The organism is Leucobacter sp. NPDC077196 (assembly GCF_040687075.1).
Taxonomy (GTDB): domain Bacteria; phylum Actinomycetota; class Actinomycetes; order Actinomycetales; family Microbacteriaceae; genus Leucobacter.
Genome location: NZ_JBFBML010000012.1, coordinates 62,731 through 81,522, shown reverse-complemented (window position 1 = coordinate 81,522; position 18,792 = coordinate 62,731). Strand labels below are relative to the sequence as shown.

The window sequence follows — 18,792 nt, the reverse complement described above, 5'->3', positions numbered from 1 at the left end:
GCACCTAGAAGACCCGAAAACGCGCGACAGCACCAGGCCTCCGGAATTGGGTACCAACTGGGTGGACTAGGCGTACCAACTCAGACGATCTGCCAATCAACGGCTCATGCTGCTCGGCAGACTGTTGGGCACTGTCCGTGGCCTGCCTACCGCTGCGATGTATCTTGCCAGACATGGAGTGCCCGTCTTTCCATGTGTGTCTGGATTCAAACGCCCAATAGTAAAAGGCGGTTTCACGGCAGCAACCGTCGATGTTCGGCAGGTTGAAACCTGGTGGCGTCGGTGGCCTGACGCAAATCTAGCCGTGCCGACCGGTGCGGCGTCGGGTCTTGATGTCGTGGATGTGGATCGTCACAGCGACAGCGACACCGGGCTCCTGTCGTTCGGTCGCGCTCGTGATGCCGGGCTGCTGAGCGGCTGGTCCTCGTTGGTCGAGACGCCCTCCGGCGGCTTGCACATTTACTTTCCTGCCGATCCGAATCGGCCGCAACGGATCTGGCAGGCGGCGTCTGCGCAGGTCGATTTTCGTGGCGATGGCGGGTATGTGCTCGTGCCACCGTCGAGGGTACGGCAGAAAGATGGGACACTCGGCGCATACGTGCTGCGCTCGACCAGCCCAGCCCCCACCGCTCCGGTGGATGCGCAGCGGTTGCTCGAGTTGCTCGCACCGCCTAAGCCTGCCCGCGCCCGCCCGGTGCCGAGCACGCCTCGTGAAGCGCGAAACAGTGATGCTGGGCGGGCCAGATGGGTGGCGGCGCAGCCCGAGGGGAACCGGAACTGGGCGTTGTACTTCATGTCTTGTAGGATGACCGAGGACGGCATCGCCAAGGCCGACATCGTGAGGGTGTTGCTCCCCGCAGCGGAGCAAGCGGGGCTTGGTGAGCGGGAGATTCTGCGAACGATCGACTCCGCGTGGGAACGAGCACACCCGACCACCGGGCAGCAACAGTCACCGCAGTCGGCCCGCTCAGCGATGCCGGGATCTCCTCGCGCGGGCCATTCGTATGGCGATGCCGGATGGGTACGCTCATGAATACCGCGCGTATCTCGTTCCGGGTGCTGCAGGTCGCGGTTTTCGCTGCTGAAGCGGGCACGATTCTCCTTGCTGCCACCGCGTTCATCCTCAGTTTCACCGCGCTGCATGGCCTCGCCGCGCGCAGCGGCATCGACCCTGATCTGGCGTGGCTGTGGCCGTTGATCGTAGACGGCATCATCGTCGTGGCGACGCTCGCAGTGTTCGCGCTGGCTGGTACACGGGTGGTCTGGTATCCGTGGCTGCTGCTCGTTCTCGGCGCGGGTGTCTCGGTCGCTGCGAACGCAGTACACGCGCTCGTTGCAGCAGACCCCGACGTGCCCGACTTGATCGCTGCTTTGGTTGCTTCGGTACCTCCAGTCGTGCTCGTCGCGTCAACGCATCTCACGGCGATCTTGATTCGTCACTCACGCACCGTGCTCCACGCTGCCGCCCACCATGAGACTGTCGCTCCTGAATCCGCGCAGACAGCCGAACAGCTCCGAGTAGCAGGGGCTCGCGAGCCAGGAGCCAACCCCGAGGTCGACGGTGAGGCTCCACTTGTCGATGTCGATGCCGGAGAGCGGCGCACTGCAGCGTCAACCCTGCGTGGCCTTGGCCTTAACAACTCTCAGATTGCCCGGTTGTTCGGTGTTGATCGCAGCACCGTCGGCCGCTGGCTACTCAAACCCGTCGAAGAACAGGAGACCCCATCATGACTACCCCACCGCCCGGCGCGATGTCGCCGTATCGTTTCCCGCCCCATCTCGACCTCTACGCTGAGGAAGAGATCATCGAGGCTGAGCTGATCAAAGAGACCGAACTCATCCGGCACACACCTACTCCTGAACTCATCTACGACGCCGAAGTGGTCGAGGATGCGCTCGAGCTGGATGGCGGCTTCGATCCTCGGGTGACGGATGATCCTGCCGACGTTGTCGGCCCGGAGCCAGAGAAACCTGCCGGGGTGCGGGTGGCGTGGAAACGTCCGACCGACCTTTTCGCGGAGGCCGGGGCGAGGGTGACCGCTCGCGGTATGGATCTCACCGCCGCGTTCTCGGAGCGTGCCCGAGGCAAGGTCGGAGACTTCCATCGGGAGATGCGTGAGGGCACCTGGCATCTCGCTCCGATGAACCCGTTTGGTCAGGATGCACCGCACCGCTCGATGCCCGAACCCGAAACGATTTCTCGGGGCTGATGGTGACGGTGATGGATCATGCACAGTATCGCTCTCAGATTGGTTTTGCTCGTTCGGGATGAGGATCGCACGTCTCCTGCAGGAGGTGCGCCATCATGACCAGAACACTTATTGCCGCTGCTTCGCCCGAGGATCACGAGTTCGAGACCCCGGAGGGGCTGCGGGCGTTGCTTCTTCGTTTGCAGGAGGCCGGCCCCGGCGCGTGGCGGCACGACACCGAGGCGCATGAGCTCGCAAAGTTCACCGCAGGCAAGTATGCGCGTCTTGCCCGCAAATATGGCCTCGATCGTTGGGAGGCAGTCACCGCAGCATTCGAGGCGATGCGGAAACCTGGCACCGCACGCGCCGATAACCCGTGGGCCGTGGTCACCGAGGCGGTGCGGCTGACGTGCATTTATGAGCAGCGCGGGCAGGGGCTGCTCTGCTCGGTCGATAAGGCTCGCAAGTCTGAGGTCTCCGCGAATCATGATGCGGAACGGTTCGCAGACCGCGACCAGGCGCTGCTCGAATGGAACCCAGCGTTCCAAGTCGGTGAGCCTCGCATTGAGGATGCAGGCGAGGAAGAAGCTTCTCCCGAGGTGACCATGATCGAGCAGGCAGTGTTCCTGTTCTCGCGGCTCTGCTGGCCTGAGTCGACGGCCCGGAATGTGATCTGGTACATCTACGAAGGCCTTGAACGACTCGGCAGCCGCACAAGTGCGTTCGACGTGCTGCGCCGCGACCGTCTCGCCCTCGCGCTCCTTGACGTGAAGAAAGATGCCTGGAACACCGTCGTCGCGGTGCTGCTGGGCACTCAGAACCCGGCTTACGCGGCAACGAACGCGGGCCGTGGCCTGTTCATGCGAATCGTGATCGGTGAGAGCTTGCCTGAACTGCTGAGTGACGAACACCTGGTGCGGCAGATCGTGGAGTCTGCCCCGAGGCCTGGCGGTGCGTGATGAGCGGCCAGTATGGGATTCAGTTGGATCGGGCGCTCGACTCGCTCTTGGTTGGCACCCGGCATCGCAGCGACCTTGGTGATCTTGATCTGCTGGCGAAGTCGCTGTCTGAGCACGGGCTGTTGCAACCTCCGACGATCACCCCGGAAGGGTTCGTGCTGATCGGGGTGCGCCGAGTCGCTGCCGCACGAAGACTGGGCTGGCGCACGATCAACGTGTGGGTGCGCTCGGGCCTCTCTGACCGGCTCGGGCAGCTGCTCAGCGAGCACGCCGATCATGCCCTGCACAAGCCTCTCACCACCCTGGAGGCTGCGGCGCTCTACCGCGAACTGAAAGCCGTGCTCGAGGAAGAAGCCGCGCTGCGGCAAGCTGCGACTCGCTTCGGTGCGCAACCTGAGATCTCCGGAATCTCCGGTGGTGGTGATTCACCACCACCGTCAGAGGCGCGCGAATACGGGAAAGCACGCGAACAGGCAGCCCGCATGGTCACAGGGCGTGACTCCCATCAGATGCTCGAGCGAGTGAACCGGATCGAAGACCTCGCCGCTGACAGCACCGTCTCGGCGGCGGTTCTCGGGCAGGCCGAGGCCGAGCTCGTCCGGATTCGGGATGGTGCCGGGGTACTGGCCTCGCATCAGCGCATGAACGCCGCCCTATCGCTTGACGAACTCGACCGCATCGCGGCAGACCCCACGCAGCCTGAGAGCGTGCGCGAAAGCGCAGGCCGTGAGGCGGCTCGCGCCCGCCAGGCCGATCTGAAAGCCGCTGAGATGGAACGCCTCGCCCAGGCCGCCCTCGAACGAGTGAAAGGAAGCAGCGGGTCGAAGCGCCGCCCCACCCCTCGCACTGCGCTCACAGCCGATGATGAGATGCCGAAGCTGCGCAGTTCCCGCGCGTTCTGGGCAACCTGGAGCGAACTCGACGGCTGGTGGCGACACTACGACGTCGAGCAGATGGTGCGAGAGCTCTCCGGCGAGCAGCTCGATCTGTTCGTCTCCATCGCTGAGGGCACCATACGCTTCGCCACCGAACTCCAAGAAGCACGCGCAGCCGCCTGACCCAAGCCGGTGTTCGGGGTGCGGTCTCGCACCTGTGCGGTATGAAACGTCGCACTCCCTCACCGCAGCAACCGGCCGCTGATCCTGAGCGGGCACGCCGGTTACGCATGATCGTCGCCACGGTGCTCGGCACCGGACTCCTGTTCATCATCACCATCGCCACGATCGGCCTGCTGCTCGGCCCACCCGATGACGAGCCGACCCCAATGGTCGGCTCGAACGTCGCCCCCGACCCAGGCGACACCGCCGAGCGCCCCACAACCCGGTCTACACCATTCGGCACAGTCGCACAGACCGGAGATGCTGATCGCTTCGCGGAGTCTACGGCGCTCGCCCTGTTCGCGTGGGATACCCGAGACGGGTATCAGCCGACCGACTATGTGCAGTCGATGCTCGATCAGGCCTCCGATCCTGCCAACGAAGAAACAGACGGCCTCGCCACCGACCTCGCCGCCTATCTGCCGAACCGGGCAGCGTGGATCGAGTTGCAACAGTACGAGACGCGGCAGCATCTCGAGATCGACCAGATCGGTGTACCCGACACCTGGGCCGAGGTACAGCGGCAGGCACGCGAGGACACGCTGCTACCGGGCACCATCGCCTACACCGTCGACGGCACCCGGCACCGCACCGGGGTATGGGAGGGCAAAGAGGTCGCGACTGACCACCCGGTCGCGTTCACCATGTTCATCGCCTGCGAACCGACGTATGAACAGTGCCGTCTGCTGCGCTTGACCGTGCTCGACAAGCCGCTGCGATGAGCGGAATGGCGTCGTGAAGATCCTCGCGTTCCTCGCCGCCCTCGCGCTGCTCCCCGGCCTCGGCCTCATCGCTCTTGTGCTCGTCGCTGTTCCCGGCGGCGACGCCTGTCTCACGCGCACCGACACCACTTCTGGGGGCGGCGAGGCATTGGCACCCGAGAGGCCGGCAGAGACGAAGAGCATCGTGTTTCCGCTGGCGCGGGGCGTTTGGGTTCGCACGAGCCAGTTTGGGCCGAGGATCGACCCGATCTCTGGTGAGGCGCGCACGCACACCGGCCTCGACCTTGCCGCCGCAGACGGCACCCCGATCATGGCGGTCGCTGACGGGTATGTGACGTTCGCCGGGATGGACGGCGGATGGGGTGGCCTCATCACGATTGAGCACACCATTGACGGGCAGACCGTCGCGACCGCCTATGTGCATATGTGGGCGCACGGCATCCACGTCAACGCTGGCGATACCGTCGTCGCTGGCCAGCACATCGCCGATGTCGGATCGAGCGGCTGGTCGACCGGCCCGCACCTGCACCTCGAAGTGCGACCCGGCGGGTCTCGCGCCGCAGCGATTGATCCCGAGCCGTGGCTCGCCGCCCACGGCGCTATCGACCTGTCCGGCATCGGCACCGATGCCCCCGCGCTCGCAGGATGCGACCTCAACGCCGAAGCCGCAGCAAAGGGGTGATGCCGCGTGAATGTGTTTCCTGATTTCGGGTCACTCGACCTCGGCTCTCTCGAGGACGTCATCGGGGCTGCACTGATGATCGTGCTCGTGGTGAGCGTGCTCATGCTCATCGTCTCCGCTGTCGCCTGGGCGGCAGGCACCTGGGGCGGCAACCCGCAAACCGCGATGCGCGGCAGGGTCGGCGTATTCGTCTCACTCGGGGGCGCGGTGATGGCGGGTGCAGCGGTCGCGATCACCAATATGTTCCTCACCTACGGCCCCACTCTGTAACCACCCGATTCGGGATCTGCCCGGCAGTCGGCGCGTCTTCGCGTCTGCTGCCGGGCTCCGCTCGTTCTCGGGGCATGGCCTGCACCTGACGGGTACGCACTTCCCGCGCCCTCACCCCCTTAGGAGCTTCCCCCATGATCGACATCGACCCCAACAGTTCCGGGCTTCCCGGCATCGACGCGCTCCGGCTCATCGTCGGCGCAGTGATGACGTTCGGTTTGATCCTTTCCGCACTCGGCCTCATCATCAGCGCGGTGGTCTGGGCGTTCGGTGCGAACTCGTCGAACCCGCATCTGGCCGGGCGCGGGAAAACCGGCGTGTTGATCTGCTGCGGGGCCGCGATCTTGTGTGGGGCCGCCGTCACATTGATCAATTTCTTCTGGGATGTCGGCCAATCGGTCTGACCCCCGTGTTCGACGGTTCAAAAGGAGTTCCCGATGAGTCTGTGTGAGCAGCCGATCCTCTCAATGCTGTGCGAGGTGCGAGACGAAGCCACCGCGATGGTTGCCGCCGCTCCGATCCAGTGGATCGCCGATGGTGTTGGCCAGACTGCGGCCTGGTTCATCCAGGGCCTCTGGATCGTATTTGACTCGACCACGCTGGTCGACGTTACTGGTGCCGAGTTCGTCGGCGTCTACAACCTCATCTTCGGCATCGGCGTCATGATCGCTCTGCTTCTGGCCTGCTTCCAACTCATCACCGCCGTGGTGAAACGCGAACCCGGTGGTCTCGCCCGTGCCGGGATCGGCCTCGGGAAGAGCATCCTCGGCTCGTTCGTCGCGGTCTCACTCGTCGCACTGGGATTGGAGATCGTGGATCAGCTGTGCCTCGGCATCGTGCAAGCCACCGGGAACTCGATGCAGTCAATGGGCGACAAAATCACGATGCTCATCACCGCACTGACCGCCCTGAACCTCGGTTCCCCAGGTATCGGAGCGATCGTCACGCTGTTCCTCGGCGGCCTCTCAATCGCTGCAACCGCCATCGTCTGGTTCTCTCTGCTCGTGCGTAAGAGCCTGCTCCTGCTGACCGTCGCGCTCGCGCCGCTCGCACTGGCGGGATTCTCCTGGGACACCACACGCGGATGGGCGGGAAAATGGCTGATGTTCGTGGTCGCGCTCATCGTCTCGAAACTCGTGCTGACCGTGATCCTGCTGGTCGCCATCGCACAGATTTCGGTGCCCATCGCCCTCGACATCCAAGCGCTCACTGACCCACTCGCGGGCATCGTGCTCCTCGCAGTTGCCGCATTCGCCCCGTACATCACCTACAAGGCGATCTCCTGGCTCGGCACCGACTACTACCACGCCATGTCCACCGAGTCCGAAGCAAAGCAAGCGCTCAACCGGCCAGTGCCGGTGCCGAACCGGATGCCCGGCAATCCCTCTCGTATTCTCGGCGACTCGAGCGGCTCGAGTGGCGGCGGCAAGCCGCCCTCTGGCGGGGGCGGTGGTGGCAATCCGCCGCCCCCGCCGCCCCCGCCGCCCCCGCCAGGAGGAGGCGCTGGCGCTGGAGCCGGTACTGGGGCTGGAGCCGGTACTGGTGCAGGTACAGGTGCTGGTGCTGGGGCTGGCACCGGAGCGGGCGTTGGCGCGGGGGCTGCGGGCGGGCCGATCGGAGTCGGAATAGCGCTCGGCGCGGAAACGGCGAAGAAGGCCGCAACCCTCGGACCGGAACTCGGCAGCCAGGTCGCGCAGCAGGCTGACAGCCAGATGGAGGGCGCGAGCACGCCGGGGCAGAGTTCGGCTCCGCCTCCCGCACGCCACGGGCAGGTACCGCCGCCTCGCGCGCTGCCGCCTGGCCCGAGCACGAACACTGGCGATAGTTCGACCCCGAAAGCGTAAGGAGCTGTCATGTCTGAGTTCGAGTTGTCGACCGTGCAGTTCTCGCGCCTCACTAAGCGGGGCGTGATGCTCGGTCTCTCGCTGCCCCAGCTGGTCACGCTCGGGATCGGTCTCGTCGCCGCTGTCGGTGGCCTCTACGTCACGGGTGGTGCGGGGCTTGCCTGGACGGCCCCGGTGTGGGGGCTTGCTGCTGTCACCGCGACCGTGCCGATTGGAGGGCGGAAGATTGTCGAGTGGGCGCCGATCGTGCTGCGGTGGTGGCAGAAGCAAGCGAGCGGGCAGACCGAGTACCGACGCGCGCTGATGCGGCTTCGCCCCGAGGGCACTCTCGCGCTCCCCGGCGATGCCGCCGCGTTGCGGGAGTGGGTGGACGATGAGACCGGGGCGGCAATGATCCATGATCCGCACCAGCATCTCTTGACGGCGATCCTCGGGGTCTCCCATCCTGCGTTCGTGCTGCTCGATCCGGGCGACCAGCAGCGCCGCGTCGACGGCTGGGGCAGAGTGCTTGCCTCCGCGTGCAGGTCGGGCAGGATCGCCCGTGTCCAGGTGTCGGAGCGCACCCTGCCCGACTCCGGCACCGGGCTGGCGCAATGGTGGCAGGAGCACGGCAACGCTGATGGGTCGTGGGCGGCGACCGTCTATGGCGAACTCATCGACCGGGCGGGCCCCACTGGGGAACGGCACGCCACGACCGTCTCGCTCTCGCTCGATATGCGCCTCGCGGCACGCGCGATCCGCACCGCAGGCGGCGGCGTGCGCGGGGCGGCGCAGGTACTGCGGCAAGAGATGCACACCCTAGTCGCGGCGATTCGTGCCGCAGACCTGCAGGTCGACGGATGGCTCACCCCAGGCGATGTCGCAATGGTGCTGCGCGCCGCCTACGATCCCGCGACCGCTGCCGCGCTCGAACGTCACGGCGAACTCGGGCGCGACCTCGCTACCGCTGGCCCAGTCGCTGTTACTGAACGGTGGGAGTCGATCAGATCCGACAGTGCGCATCATGCAGTGCTGTGGATCAGCGAATGGCCCAGGAGCCAGGTCTACCCCGGCTTCCTCTCACCCCTCGTGCTCTCGTCAGGGATCCTGCGCACCCTCTCGCTGCACTACCTGCCGGTGCGCGCCGATCAAGCAGCGCGTGATCTGCGACGCAAACGCACCGAACTCATCTCGGACAAGACGCAGCGACAGAAGATCGGGCAGATCGAAGACGCCGCGACCGCTGCCGAGTACGTCGACGTGATCCAGCAAGAAGCCGACCTCTCCGCCGGGCACGGCCTCGCCCGCGTCACCGGCCTCATCTCCGTCACCGCCACCAGCAGCGAGGACCTCGAGGCAGCGGTCGCCGCAGTCGAACAGGCCGCGATCCAAGCCTCCTGCGAATGCCGTCGTCTGGTCGGACAGCAAGCCCGCGCGTTCGCCGCCGCAGCCCTCCCGCTCGCCCGCCCCATCTAAACCTGCCCCAACTGAATGGATACCCCTGATGCCCGAATACGAGACCCCGCGCGAAGCGGCGACCGCCGCCTACGACGCGCTCCGATACCTCGCCCGCACCGTTCGCGAGACCCCGCCCCGCGAATTCTACGATCTGAACCGCGAACTGCTCGGCATCTCTCGGCTGCTGCCCGACGTGTTCAGGAGTTTCGCGTCGAGGGCGATCGCTCGGAACGATGAGGCGATCATCCGAACCGGCGGCACCATCGTCTCTGGGGTCGCGGTGATCGAAGAAGCAGCCCGTGACCTCCTGCAAGCCGCAGAGTTCGTCGACCGTGCCGAGACCCGCCTGGGTCGCACCTCCGAACACCTCTCGCTCCTTGAATGGCCGACCCCACACCGCTCCGATGCTCCGCCCACTGCGAGCGTCACCACTCATCTCAGACCGGATCCGCTCGATTCGGGCACCCTCGCACCCAAGGCCGCGCATGGCCCCGCCCACTCTTCCGCGCCGCAGAGCCTCGATGCGGGGTTGTCGCGGTGAGTGACGAGGAGCGTCTGCACGCGAGCGTGCTTGTCGCCCCGACCGCCGAGCGCCGCCGCTTGAAGAAAGCCAGACGCCGAGCGGCTGCGCAACTTCGCTACGAGGCGCGCGCCCGCGAAGATGCCGAACAGCGAGCCAGGCGCGAGGCCGAACGGGAAGAACGCCGCAACACCGTCTATCTCCCCACAGCGGGCGAGCCGTACCCTGGGTCGCTGCGAACCCCTGGCCGGTTTCGGCTGCCGAAGCATCAAGACACGACGGCAACGCTCGGTGCGCAGTACCCGTTCCTTGCCGAGGCCGGCCTCGGCTCTGACGGTGCGTTCATCGGGCAGGATCTCTACTCCGGTGCTTCATTCGTGTACGACCCGTGGACGCTCTACCAGCGCGGCCTGATCACCGCCCCGAACATCGTGGTCGCAGGCATCGTGGGCAGCGGCAAATCAGCGCTCGTGAAATCGCTTTACACCCGTGCGATCCCGTTCGGGCGGCGCGTCTATGTACCCGGTGATCCCAAAGGCGAGCACACTCCTATCGCTGAGCTTGTCGGAGGGAAAGCGATCATTCTGGGGCGTGGCCTCCCGCACCGCCTCAATCCTCTCGATGAGGGTTATCGTGCGGCAGGGATCAGCGATCAAGACTGGGCGGCTCAGGTCACCGCGCGCCGCCGCGAGCTCGTCGGCGCACTCGCAGAAACCATGCTCGCACGCCCCCTTACCCCGTTGGAGCACACCAGCATTGACCATGCGCTGGGTATGGTGATGCGTGAGCACGGCACCCCGAGCCTGCCGCACGTGGTCGATCGTATCCTCGAGCCTGGCAGCGACGCTGACGGCAGGCTCAAAGAAGACGGTCGCCAGCTTGGGCACGCGCTCAGGCGGCTCGTTGCGGGCGACTTGCAGGGCATCTTCGACGGGCCATCGACTGTTCGCTTCGATCCGTCGCTGCCGATGGTGAGCCTCGACCTGTCGCGCATGGTCGAGAACTCCGCCCTGACCTCGGTGCTGATGACCTGTTCGTCGGCGTGGATGGAGGGTGCGCTGCTCGATCCTGCGGGCGGGCAGCGGTATGTGATCTACGACGAAGCCTGGCGGCTCATGGCCTACCCCTCGCTGCTTCGACGCATGGACAGCCAGTGGAGGCTCGCCCGCCACTACGGCATCGCGAACGTGCTCGTGTTCCACAAGCTGAGCGACCTCGACAACGTGGGCGATAGCGGCTCCGCCATGCGCGCGCTCGCCTCGTCGCTGCTCGCAAATGCGGAGACACGGGTGATTTACCGGCAGGAACCCGACCAGCTGGGCGCGACCGCGCAGGCGCTCGGCCTGACCCGAACCGAACAGTCGCTGCTGCCCGGTCTCGGCGTCGGACAAGGCTTGTGGAAGATCAAGGGCAGGAGCTTCGTTTCGCAGCACCAACTGCATCCTGCCGAACTCGAAGCATTCGACACCACCACTCGCATGGGTTAAGAACTCCTGGAGTTGAGGCTTTCCAGGATATCTGCGTCGCTTCGTTCTGCGGTCGAATCGTCCGAGTAGACAAAACTGATGTTGCGGTCATCTTTCAGCGCCTCATACAGTTCTGGTCGGAGCATCGCTGTCTTCTGGGAGTTGAAGGGTGTGCGTTGCCCAGGTGTGCCATCATCACGATCCGCGTTCCGCCGCACGCCACGGCAGAAAACCTTGCTTGGATCCTCGCTATCGCCCTTACTAAGTTGTTGAAGAACTACCTGACGCTCCACGGGCGGGAGGGTCGCAGGCAGTTTGTCTGGGATAGCTTCGCCAAGTCGCCCGCAAAACTGAGCTAAGAGGTCTCCCAGGTTCTGCGCCCACTCGATTCCAAAGTACTCCCGCAGTTCTTGAGCCCCGATGTCGATGCGTCGAGTATTTGCTGGGGCACTGATTGTGCGACTGGTATTGCGGCTATCAACAAAAGTGAGGCGAACAAGCTGGAATTCTGGCGTGGTCTCAGGTGGCAGATACCGCTGAACAATAACGAAGTATCTATGGTGTTTGTACGTGAACGGGAAGCACGCAAGCACCCAACCACGATCGGCGAGTTCGTTTCGAATCGTGCGGAGGTTTTGCATGGGTGCGTCCATGTTCCCCTTCTCGAGTTCAGGTGCAATGATTTTAGTGAGAACCTCGACCACGCTATCCGGACGATTGTCTTCCCGCGCGACCCTACCTCGCGCGCTCGAGCAGGCCAGAAACTTCCTCCGCGATGATACGACTACGTTAGGTCAGATTGACTTCGACAGAATCTGGTCGGTCGCCCCCATAAAACGAAACGTCAAACTTACTGTCTAGTTCAAACTCGACGCTGGAGTCTACGAGGTCGCCATCAGGCCCCGTACCCGAAACCGGCAGCGAAGAATCCACCACAATTCTCCCGGCAAGGTCAAACGCGTCCGGCCCATCAATTTCCCTCCAGGTGAGGGCCACGTCGCGCATGGCCTCTACGACGAAGGTATCCAGGGTGCTGCCAACATCTGCGTTGGCATACTCAGGCTGGCGGCTCAGCGCATCATTTTGAGCTGCGAGCTCGGCCGCATTGAGCACAGCATTCAGCGCTGGGCGGATGAGGTCGTTGTAGCTCTTCCCGTTTTGTTGATTCAGAGCGTCTAATGCGTTCTTAGTGTCGTCATCAATCGCGATCTGGATTCCTTCGACATCCGATCGCGGGTCGTAGATATGGATGCCTGGCATGAGTGTCCTTCCTTATGGCTACTCCTCACCTTACCTTTGGCGAGGCATCACCCTGTGGTCTTCGACCATAGCTGGAGGAGCGTCTCGGGCTCCACGACGCACCTGATCTGTGGCCTCTTGTTTATTGAGGTCTCCAACGATTGGAACGTCAGGAGCGATCTATGTCTTACACGTCCACCCGTCCACCGGATGATCGGCCCAGGGTCGATCCCCAGGAGCGAAGATTCCGAGCGCAGTTCGCCACCTTGCTGCTGGCGCTGCTGATGCTCGTATCGAGCCTCGTCATGATGCCTGCCCCGGCTGCGCAGGCCGCGACCCTGGGTGTCGGGTATGGGAATGAGCAGTTGTGGCTCGGCTCGTTCTCCTCACACGGCCGTCAGGCGTACTGCATGGACATCGACGCGCTGCCGCCCTACGGGAACACTGAGCATCCAGAGTTGAAGACCACCCTCGACAATCTCTCCGATGGGCAACTCGCGCAGCTGAACTATGTGATGGCGACCTGGGGTGAATCGTCAGACCCGGCGATCACGGCTGCGGTGCAGCTGTTCGTGTGGGATGTCGCCGACCACGACACCTATACTGCGCGCGGCGGTGAGGCGCACTTCATCGAGCGTGTACCGGCTGGTGCACGGTCGACGGTGCTCGGCAACCTCGCGGCGATGCGGCAGGCCGCCGCTGAGAACGCGGTTGCGAAGCCGTCCGCGTCGATGAGTATCGAGATGAGCGACCAGTACCAGGGTCGCCTCACGATCAGCACCACGCCGGGATCGCTGACGGGTGCGGTAACGCTCACCAATGCGACGTTTGCGAACGGTGCGACGACGGCGACACTCGGTGCGGGTACGCACGCGATCACCGGCACCCCCGCTGAGGGTGCGCCGGAATACCGTGTGAGTGCGTCGTTCTCGTCGCAGGCTGCGGGGCTGGGTGCCGGGGTGGATATGTTCTACACTCCCGGTGAGCAGCGGATTCTCGCAGCAGCGAGTTTCGAGCCGGTGAAAGCCGCAGCGCAGTCTCCCGTGATCCCGCTCGATTTCCAGCCCGAGCTGACTACGCAGGTCGCATCGAAGTTCGTACAGGCGGGCGACCAGTTCGTTGACGGCGTGAATGTGACCGTGACGAAGCACTCGTGGATTCGCATCAACGGTTCCCCGATCCCGGTCGAGGCCGTCGGTACGCTCTACGGCCCGTTCGACGCGCAGCCCGCCGAGGCGAACGCGCCGCCGCGCGGTGCGCCCGTTGCAGGCACCGAGAAGCTCACCCTGACCGGCCCCGGTAGTTACACATCGCCGGGCACGATCACCGCTCCCGAGTCGGGCTTTTACACCTGGGTCTGGTCGATCGACAAGGCGGCGCAGGGCGAGAACGCGAAGTACATCACCGAGAGCTTCACCGATCGTTTCGGCCTCGTGCCGGAGACGTCGGTGGTGCCGTTCCAGCCCGAGGCGGTCTCGCGCGCTGACCAGCGGCTCGTGAACCCCGGCGACACGGTGACCGACACGATCACCGTGTCCTCGAGCAACGGGGTCTGGCTCAAGCACAACGGCGAGCACATCCCCGTGATCTTCGAGGGCACCGCCTATCAGGTGCCCGGCACGCTGCCTCCTGAGCGGGCCGGCCAAGTGCCCGCTGATGCGCGAGCAATCGAGACGGTCACGATCACCGCGACCGGCCCCGGCACCTACACCAGCCCCGAGATCGTTTTGCCGAACGCGGGGTTTGTGACCTGGGTGTGGGAGATGAAGCGCGCTGACCAGCCCGAATGGGTGCGCCCCTACCTCGCCGCCGATTGGGCCGATGACTACGGCATCAACATCGAGACACACTCGGTGCGTTGGCCGATCAAGATCGTCTCCGAGGTCAAGGAGTACAACGTGCATCTCAAAGGCGGTCGCGCGTTCGACCGGATCGAGATGAGCGGGTTCCCCGAGAACCACGGCGAGTTCAAGGGCGACGGCTACTGGGGTGCCGACCATGACGAGGTCATACACACGGTCTATGGCCCGTTCAAGACCGAGGACGAGCTGACCGATGACCTCGATCTTGAGGATGCTCCGGTGCTCACGTCGATCACGACGCCCGCGAGGAACGGCACCTACCATCTCGGGTACACGGATGAGGATGCGATCAAGCCGGTGAAGCCCGGCTACTACGTCATCGTGTCGCATTTCACTGGCGACGACCGGGTGCAGCCGCACACGACTTCGCCGGGCGATATTCGCGAGCGGTTCTTCGTGCCCGATGATCGGCAGCCGGTGTCGGTGATTACGCAGGCGACTCCCGAGGCGCGCGTCGGTGAACCGTTCGAGGATCTCGCGCTCGTGCAGGGCACCGACATTCCCGCGGGCGCATACTTGATCTTCCGCGCTCACGGCCCGGTCGATCCCGAAACCGAGCCTCAATGCGACACTCCGTTCTTCGAGAGCGAGCAGATTCCTGTCACCCAGGCAGGCGTCTACCGCTCCGGCACCACGAGCGTCGACCAGCCCGGCCATGTCTACTGGGTCGAGACCCTGTACGACAAGGACGGTGAAGTGATCGCCGAGGGGCGCTGCGGTGCTCCGGGTGAGACCACCGTGGTCACCGGGCAGCCCGAGGAAGTGAGCGTGATCACGAACGCGGTGCCCGAGGTGCTGCTCGGTGATCCCGCGCACGATGTCGCGACCGTCACAGGTAAGGTGCCCGAGGGTTCCACGCTGAAGTTCGAGGCGTACCGGCAGGACGGCAGCGAGGCGCTCTGCACCACAGACGAGTTGGTCTTCACCTCCGAGACCATCGAGGTCGACGGGCCGGGCGACTACCGCTCGAACGATGTGGTGTTTGATCGCGTCGGCACCTACTACTGGGTGGAGACCCTGATCGGCCCCGACGGTGACGTGCTGCATCGCGGCCAGTGCGGTGCCCCGAACGAGACCACCAAGGTCGTGACCGAGTTGACCGCTCCGCCAGAGCTGGCGGTGACCGGAGGCGACAACGGCGGCATGTGGGCTCTCGGCATCGGCGCAGGCGTCGCGATCCTCGCCGCAGCAGGCGTGATGCTGTTCGGGCGTCGCCTCGCCCAGCAGCGCGAACGCGAAGCCGCAGCCGAAGACCTCACTGATATTGACGGAAAGGAGAATGAACTCGACGAACTCATGAACTAAGCATCCCCAACCCCCAGCGGGAGGCGCAGCCGAAACTCGGTTGCGCCTCCCGTCTGTGTTGCATCGGCACGCCCGCTCTTCGGGTTCGGGTCTGCCATCGCACATGCCTGGCATGAGATTTCACAGCACCCTGTTCTTCCCTGCCCGTCGCGCCTCAGAAGGCGTGGTGTTCGGGTGAAGCGGCACAGTACGAAGCCCACCCCACAGGCCGCCGCTGGTGCTCCGGTTCGGTTGCCGCTCGTGCAGATGAGTGTGCAGCCCGATGGGGCGATGACGGTGCTGCTTGACGGGCAAGTGTACGAGCCGCCGCCGTATGCTTCGGCCTGGCGCAGAGAGGCGTTCTCGGCAGTGCTCGAAGCGATCACCACGACCCTGGGCACAGCGGTCAAGGTCACCGTCACCGAGTACGACGGGGCAACATTCACCGATGTCGTGATGCCGCCGCGCGCCCCGACGGAGCCTCCGGTCGCTCCCGTGTCTGCTCCGGTGCCGGTCGTGCAGGTGCCTCCGGTGCCGGTGCAAGGGCACGGGTTTCTCGCTGGCGAGGATGTCGCGATCGCGCCGATCATCGGCTACGGGAGCGCCGCTCCAGACGGGCAGGTCAACGCGGTTGTGGCGCAGGATCAGATACCGGCGAACGTGCAGGAGATGTTGCTGGTTGGGCGCGTCTCGGGCACCATGCAACTCGTTCGGGCGACGACATGACCCGGCAAGTCGGCGGGTACGGGCACGAGCTGACCAACTTCGCGATGGTCGGCCTCGCCGCCCTGTTCGCGCTCGCACTCGTGCTGCGTGCCGCTGGCACCATCACCGCGTGGGCGACCGGCCTCCTCACGCCGGAGGCCGGGATCGCGGCAGGTGCCGGAGTGCTCTTCACTCCCGGCGATCCCGGCACGGCGCTCGGCGCACCAGAGCTGAACCCGATCCTGTACTGGATCGTTGTCTCCATCCTGCTGTGTCTCATCTCCGGCATCGCATTGTGGGTGTGGACGTTCGTGCGTCGCGGCCAGAAAAGACGGGAGGCAGACCCTCGCAGGATCGTCGGCGTCGCGACCCACCAAGACATCGAGGCGCAAGCATCCGAGAAAGCGCTTATGCGCCGAGCCGCAAACCTGCGCCCCACGCTCGCATCTCCCGACCCTCCCGATGTTGGTTACCGTCTCGGTTCCGCTCACGGCAAACCCGTGTGGGCGTCGGTCGAAGACTCGATGCTCGTGCTCGGCCCGCCCCGCTCTGGAAAGGGCTTACACCTCGCGATCAACATGATCCTTGATGCGCCGGGCGCGGTGGTGACCACATCGACTCGGCCTGACAATGTGACCGCGACGCTCGAGGCGCGCAGGCGGGGAGGCCGGCCGGTGGCGGTGTTCGATCCGCAGCGCCTCGCCGATGGTATTCCTGCGGGGATGCGATGGTCGCCGGTGCGGGGCTGCGCCGACCCGCTCACCGCGATGATCCGCGCCACTGGCCTCGCTTCCGCGACCGGGCTGGCTTCTGGCGATACCGAGAATGGTGGCTTCTGGGAGGCCAAGACTCGGGTGGCGTTGCAGTCGCTGCTGCACGCTGCCGCGCTCGACGAGAGGCCCACTTCTGAGTTGTTCAGGTGGACGCTCGATCCTGCCGCTGCCGCAGAGGCCGTCACGATCCTTGAGAGCACCCCGCTTGCGGCGTCGGGGTGGGCTGACGCGCTCGGTGGCGTGATCGACGCTGACCCGAGAACACGCGACAGCATCTGGCAGGGTGTCGCGCTCAGTCTTGCCGCGCTCGCAGACCCGCGCGTGCTCGATACCGTCTCGCCCAGTCCTGGGGAAGAGTTCAATCCGGCGCAGTTCCTCGCTGATCGGGGCACCCTGTATCTGCTTGCGACCGGAGCCGGGGCTGGCGCGTCAGCCTCACTGGTGGCGGCGCTTGTGGAGGACATCGTGGAGACCGCCCGCCGTCAGGCGGCGGTCTCTGCTGGTGCGCGGCTCGACCCTCCGCTTGCGCTGGTGCTCGATGAGATCGCGAACATCGCGCCTCTGCCGTCGCTTTCGACGCTCATGGCTGAGGGCGGTGGCACCGGCATTACGACTGTGCCGATCCTGCAATCGCTCGCGCAGGCGCGCGAGAAGTGGGGTGACAACTCCGCGAACGCGATCTGGGATGCGTCGATCGTGAAAGTGATCCTCGGCGGCGCGTCGAATACACGCGACCTGCAAGACCTCTCCGCCCTGCTGGGTGAACGCGACGAGCACACCGATTCGATCACAATGGGTGCGTTCGGTGAGCGTTCCTCGCAGCGGTCGATTCGCAGGGTACCGATCATGCCGCCGGAGAAGCTGCGCATGATCCCGTTCGGCACCGGCGTCACGTTGCTGCGTGCCGCACCCCCGATCATTACCGATCTGCGGCCTTGGACAGCCCGTAACGATGCGGCGCAGCTTCGCTCGGATCGCGGCTTACTCGAAACGAAACTGAGGGGCGGTGAGTCTCGTGGCGAGACGTAGAACACCGCCACCCGACCAGATCGAGCTGGACATTTGGGGGCTTGACGAACCCACCGCAGACGCAAAAATCGCCGAAGCACAAGCTACTGAGGCACCAACGAGAGAGGGAGGCGAGGGCGATGACGCACTACGCGCACCGGATCAGGGAGCACTGGGAAAGGTACGCCCCGAACCACATGAAGACTTTGGCGGCTTCGAGCGAGGAGCTGGAGACACTCTTTTCGGAGATTGGAGCCGAAGTGCTGGGCGAAGTGAGTTCGCTGAGCGAGGACATGGCGCGCGTGATGCTGGCGGAAATGCCCGAAGCGAGGGAGGATTATCTTACCCAGGTCGCACTGCTGACCACGGCTCGGAAGATAGCGGAGGAGATCGCCATGACGCACCAGCTGGCATGGATGCCCGACCCGTCGCTGGATCTGGCCGAAGCTCGGCAGGAGTGGGAGGACACGAGGCCGAACGACGAGAACCTCGCGGATCTGGCGTTGCAGGCGCAGCTATCGGATTACCCGATCTATTCGACCTCGGAGATGGAGGAGCTCGCACGGGAGTGGGCGGTGCCCATCGAGTTCCTGAACCAGATGTTCGAGGCGGAGATTCCGTATCGCTTCATGATGGAGCATCAGGACGTGATGGCGGAGGCCGCGACGATCAGGTTCCTCCGCGAAGTCGGCTAACCCCTCCGTCTCCACAGCCCTCGCCATCGGTTGACGCGCG

At 64.9% G+C, this 18,792-nt stretch carries 19 protein-coding genes; 17 read left to right on the top strand and 2 right to left on the bottom strand.

Annotation, left to right across the window (positions count from 1 at the left end; genetic code table 11):
- The first annotated feature begins 106 nt into the window (after nt 1-106).
- From AB0O71_RS11955 to AB0O71_RS11895, 13 genes are all read left to right on the top strand, one after another.
- Complete coding sequence (locus AB0O71_RS11955) at nt 107-1,033, top strand: bifunctional DNA primase/polymerase (protein WP_363745573.1); 927 nt, start codon at nt 107-109, stop codon at nt 1,031-1,033.
- Complete coding sequence (locus AB0O71_RS11950; RefSeq protein WP_363745571.1) at nt 1,030-1,731, top strand: DUF2637 domain-containing protein; 702 nt, start codon at nt 1,030-1,032, stop codon at nt 1,729-1,731. Before AB0O71_RS11955 ends, AB0O71_RS11950 begins: the two co-directional genes overlap by 4 nt.
- Nucleotides 1,728-2,210, top strand: coding sequence for a hypothetical protein (locus tag AB0O71_RS11945; protein ID WP_363745569.1), 483 nt, complete (start codon nt 1,728-1,730; stop codon nt 2,208-2,210). The genes AB0O71_RS11950 and AB0O71_RS11945 overlap by 4 nt, the downstream gene beginning before the upstream one ends.
- A gap of 95 nt (nt 2,211-2,305) precedes the next feature.
- The gene (locus tag AB0O71_RS11940) at nt 2,306-3,148 is read left to right on the top strand and encodes a hypothetical protein (protein WP_363745567.1); all 843 of its coding nucleotides are present in this window, start codon (nt 2,306-2,308) and stop codon (nt 3,146-3,148) included.
- Nucleotides 3,148-4,206, top strand: a complete 1,059-nt coding sequence (locus AB0O71_RS11935; RefSeq protein ID WP_363745565.1) for a ParB N-terminal domain-containing protein — start codon at nt 3,148-3,150, stop codon at nt 4,204-4,206. Before AB0O71_RS11940 ends, AB0O71_RS11935 begins: the two co-directional genes overlap by 1 nt.
- A 41-nt stretch (nt 4,207-4,247) precedes the next feature.
- On the top strand, nt 4,248-4,967 hold the full coding sequence (locus AB0O71_RS11930) for a hypothetical protein (RefSeq protein WP_363745563.1): 720 nt from the start codon (nt 4,248-4,250) through the stop codon (nt 4,965-4,967).
- 13 nt (nt 4,968-4,980) lie between these two features.
- Nucleotides 4,981-5,649 carry a M23 family metallopeptidase gene (locus tag AB0O71_RS11925; protein ID WP_363745561.1) on the top strand — a complete coding sequence of 223 codons (669 nt, stop codon included), beginning with the start codon at nt 4,981-4,983 and terminating at the stop codon, nt 5,647-5,649.
- 6 nt (nt 5,650-5,655) lie between these two features.
- The gene (locus tag AB0O71_RS11920) at nt 5,656-5,919 is read left to right on the top strand and encodes a DUF6112 family protein (RefSeq protein ID WP_363745559.1); all 264 of its coding nucleotides are present in this window, start codon (nt 5,656-5,658) and stop codon (nt 5,917-5,919) included.
- A 134-nt stretch (nt 5,920-6,053) separates the two neighbouring features.
- Entirely contained in the window at nt 6,054-6,323 is a 270-nt protein-coding gene (locus tag AB0O71_RS11915) for a DUF6112 family protein (RefSeq protein ID WP_079941059.1), read from the top strand.
- Nucleotides 6,324-6,356: 33 nt separating this feature from the next.
- The gene (locus AB0O71_RS11910; protein ID WP_363745556.1) at nt 6,357-7,763 is read left to right on the top strand and encodes a conjugal transfer protein TrbL; all 1,407 of its coding nucleotides are present in this window, start codon (nt 6,357-6,359) and stop codon (nt 7,761-7,763) included.
- A 9-nt stretch (nt 7,764-7,772) separates the two neighbouring features.
- Nucleotides 7,773-9,218, top strand: a complete 1,446-nt coding sequence (locus tag AB0O71_RS11905; protein ID WP_363745554.1) for an SCO6880 family protein — start codon at nt 7,773-7,775, stop codon at nt 9,216-9,218.
- A 28-nt stretch (nt 9,219-9,246) separates the two neighbouring features.
- Entirely contained in the window at nt 9,247-9,741 is a 495-nt protein-coding gene (locus AB0O71_RS11900; RefSeq protein ID WP_363745552.1) for a hypothetical protein, read from the top strand.
- Nucleotides 9,738-11,207 (top strand): ATP-binding protein, encoded by a 1,470-nt coding sequence (locus AB0O71_RS11895; protein ID WP_363745550.1) that lies wholly within the window; start codon nt 9,738-9,740, stop codon nt 11,205-11,207. The genes AB0O71_RS11900 and AB0O71_RS11895 overlap by 4 nt, the downstream gene beginning before the upstream one ends.
- Here AB0O71_RS11895 and AB0O71_RS11890 read toward each other — a convergent pair.
- Nucleotides 11,204-11,890 carry a DUF6037 family protein gene (locus AB0O71_RS11890; protein WP_363745548.1) on the bottom strand — a complete coding sequence of 229 codons (687 nt, stop codon included), beginning with the start codon at nt 11,888-11,890 and terminating at the stop codon, nt 11,204-11,206. The genes AB0O71_RS11895 and AB0O71_RS11890 overlap by 4 nt on opposite strands.
- 85 nt (nt 11,891-11,975) lie before the next feature.
- Nucleotides 11,976-12,446: a hypothetical protein gene (locus AB0O71_RS11885; RefSeq protein ID WP_363745546.1), complete on the bottom strand. Its 471-nt coding sequence runs from the start codon at nt 12,444-12,446 to the stop codon at nt 11,976-11,978.
- A gap of 161 nt (nt 12,447-12,607) precedes the next feature.
- Here AB0O71_RS11885 and AB0O71_RS11880 point away from each other — a divergent pair, with 161 nt between their 5' ends.
- The 4 genes from AB0O71_RS11880 (at nt 12,608) to AB0O71_RS11865 (ending at nt 18,752) form a co-directional block, all read left to right on the top strand.
- Nucleotides 12,608-15,592: a hypothetical protein gene (locus AB0O71_RS11880; RefSeq protein WP_363745544.1), complete on the top strand. Its 2,985-nt coding sequence runs from the start codon at nt 12,608-12,610 to the stop codon at nt 15,590-15,592.
- 174 nt (nt 15,593-15,766) lie between these two features.
- A complete protein-coding gene (locus AB0O71_RS11875) occupies nt 15,767-16,297 on the top strand; it encodes a hypothetical protein (protein WP_363745542.1) in 531 nt (176 codons plus the stop codon).
- Nucleotides 16,294-18,078 carry a TraM recognition domain-containing protein gene (locus AB0O71_RS11870; protein ID WP_363745540.1) on the top strand — a complete coding sequence of 595 codons (1,785 nt, stop codon included), beginning with the start codon at nt 16,294-16,296 and terminating at the stop codon, nt 18,076-18,078. Before AB0O71_RS11875 ends, AB0O71_RS11870 begins: the two co-directional genes overlap by 4 nt.
- 119 nt (nt 18,079-18,197) lie before the next feature.
- A complete protein-coding gene (locus AB0O71_RS11865) occupies nt 18,198-18,752 on the top strand; it encodes a hypothetical protein (RefSeq protein WP_363745538.1) in 555 nt (184 codons plus the stop codon).
- Nucleotides 18,753-18,792: the final 40 nt, after the last annotated feature.

What these genes read in the sequence shown, in the direction of transcription:
- AB0O71_RS11910 (WP_363745556.1), top strand. Translation starts at nt 6,357, where the DNA reads ATGAGTCTGTGTGAGCAGCCGATCCTCTCAATGCTGTGCGAGGTGCGA.
- AB0O71_RS11900 (WP_363745552.1), top strand. Translation starts at nt 9,247, where the DNA reads ATGCCCGAATACGAGACCCCGCGCGAAGCGGCGACCGCCGCCTACGAC.
- AB0O71_RS11940 (WP_363745567.1), top strand. Translation starts at nt 2,306, where the DNA reads ATGACCAGAACACTTATTGCCGCTGCTTCGCCCGAGGATCACGAGTTC.
- AB0O71_RS11945 (WP_363745569.1), top strand. Translation starts at nt 1,728, where the DNA reads ATGACTACCCCACCGCCCGGCGCGATGTCGCCGTATCGTTTCCCGCCC.
- AB0O71_RS11905 (WP_363745554.1), top strand. Translation starts at nt 7,773, where the DNA reads ATGTCTGAGTTCGAGTTGTCGACCGTGCAGTTCTCGCGCCTCACTAAG.
- AB0O71_RS11930 (WP_363745563.1), top strand. Translation starts at nt 4,248, where the DNA reads ATGAAACGTCGCACTCCCTCACCGCAGCAACCGGCCGCTGATCCTGAG.
- AB0O71_RS11870 (WP_363745540.1), top strand. Translation starts at nt 16,294, where the DNA reads ATGACCCGGCAAGTCGGCGGGTACGGGCACGAGCTGACCAACTTCGCG.
- AB0O71_RS11915 (WP_079941059.1), top strand. Translation starts at nt 6,054, where the DNA reads ATGATCGACATCGACCCCAACAGTTCCGGGCTTCCCGGCATCGACGCG.
- AB0O71_RS11865 (WP_363745538.1), top strand. Translation starts at nt 18,198, where the DNA reads ATGACGCACTACGCGCACCGGATCAGGGAGCACTGGGAAAGGTACGCC.
- AB0O71_RS11955 (WP_363745573.1), top strand. Translation starts at nt 107, where the DNA reads ATGCTGCTCGGCAGACTGTTGGGCACTGTCCGTGGCCTGCCTACCGCT.
- AB0O71_RS11880 (WP_363745544.1), top strand. Translation starts at nt 12,608, where the DNA reads ATGTCTTACACGTCCACCCGTCCACCGGATGATCGGCCCAGGGTCGAT.
- AB0O71_RS11885 (WP_363745546.1), bottom strand. Translation starts at nt 12,446, where the DNA reads ATGCCAGGCATCCATATCTACGACCCGCGATCGGATGTCGAAGGAATC.
- AB0O71_RS11950 (WP_363745571.1), top strand. Translation starts at nt 1,030, where the DNA reads ATGAATACCGCGCGTATCTCGTTCCGGGTGCTGCAGGTCGCGGTTTTC.
- AB0O71_RS11935 (WP_363745565.1), top strand. Translation starts at nt 3,148, where the DNA reads ATGAGCGGCCAGTATGGGATTCAGTTGGATCGGGCGCTCGACTCGCTC.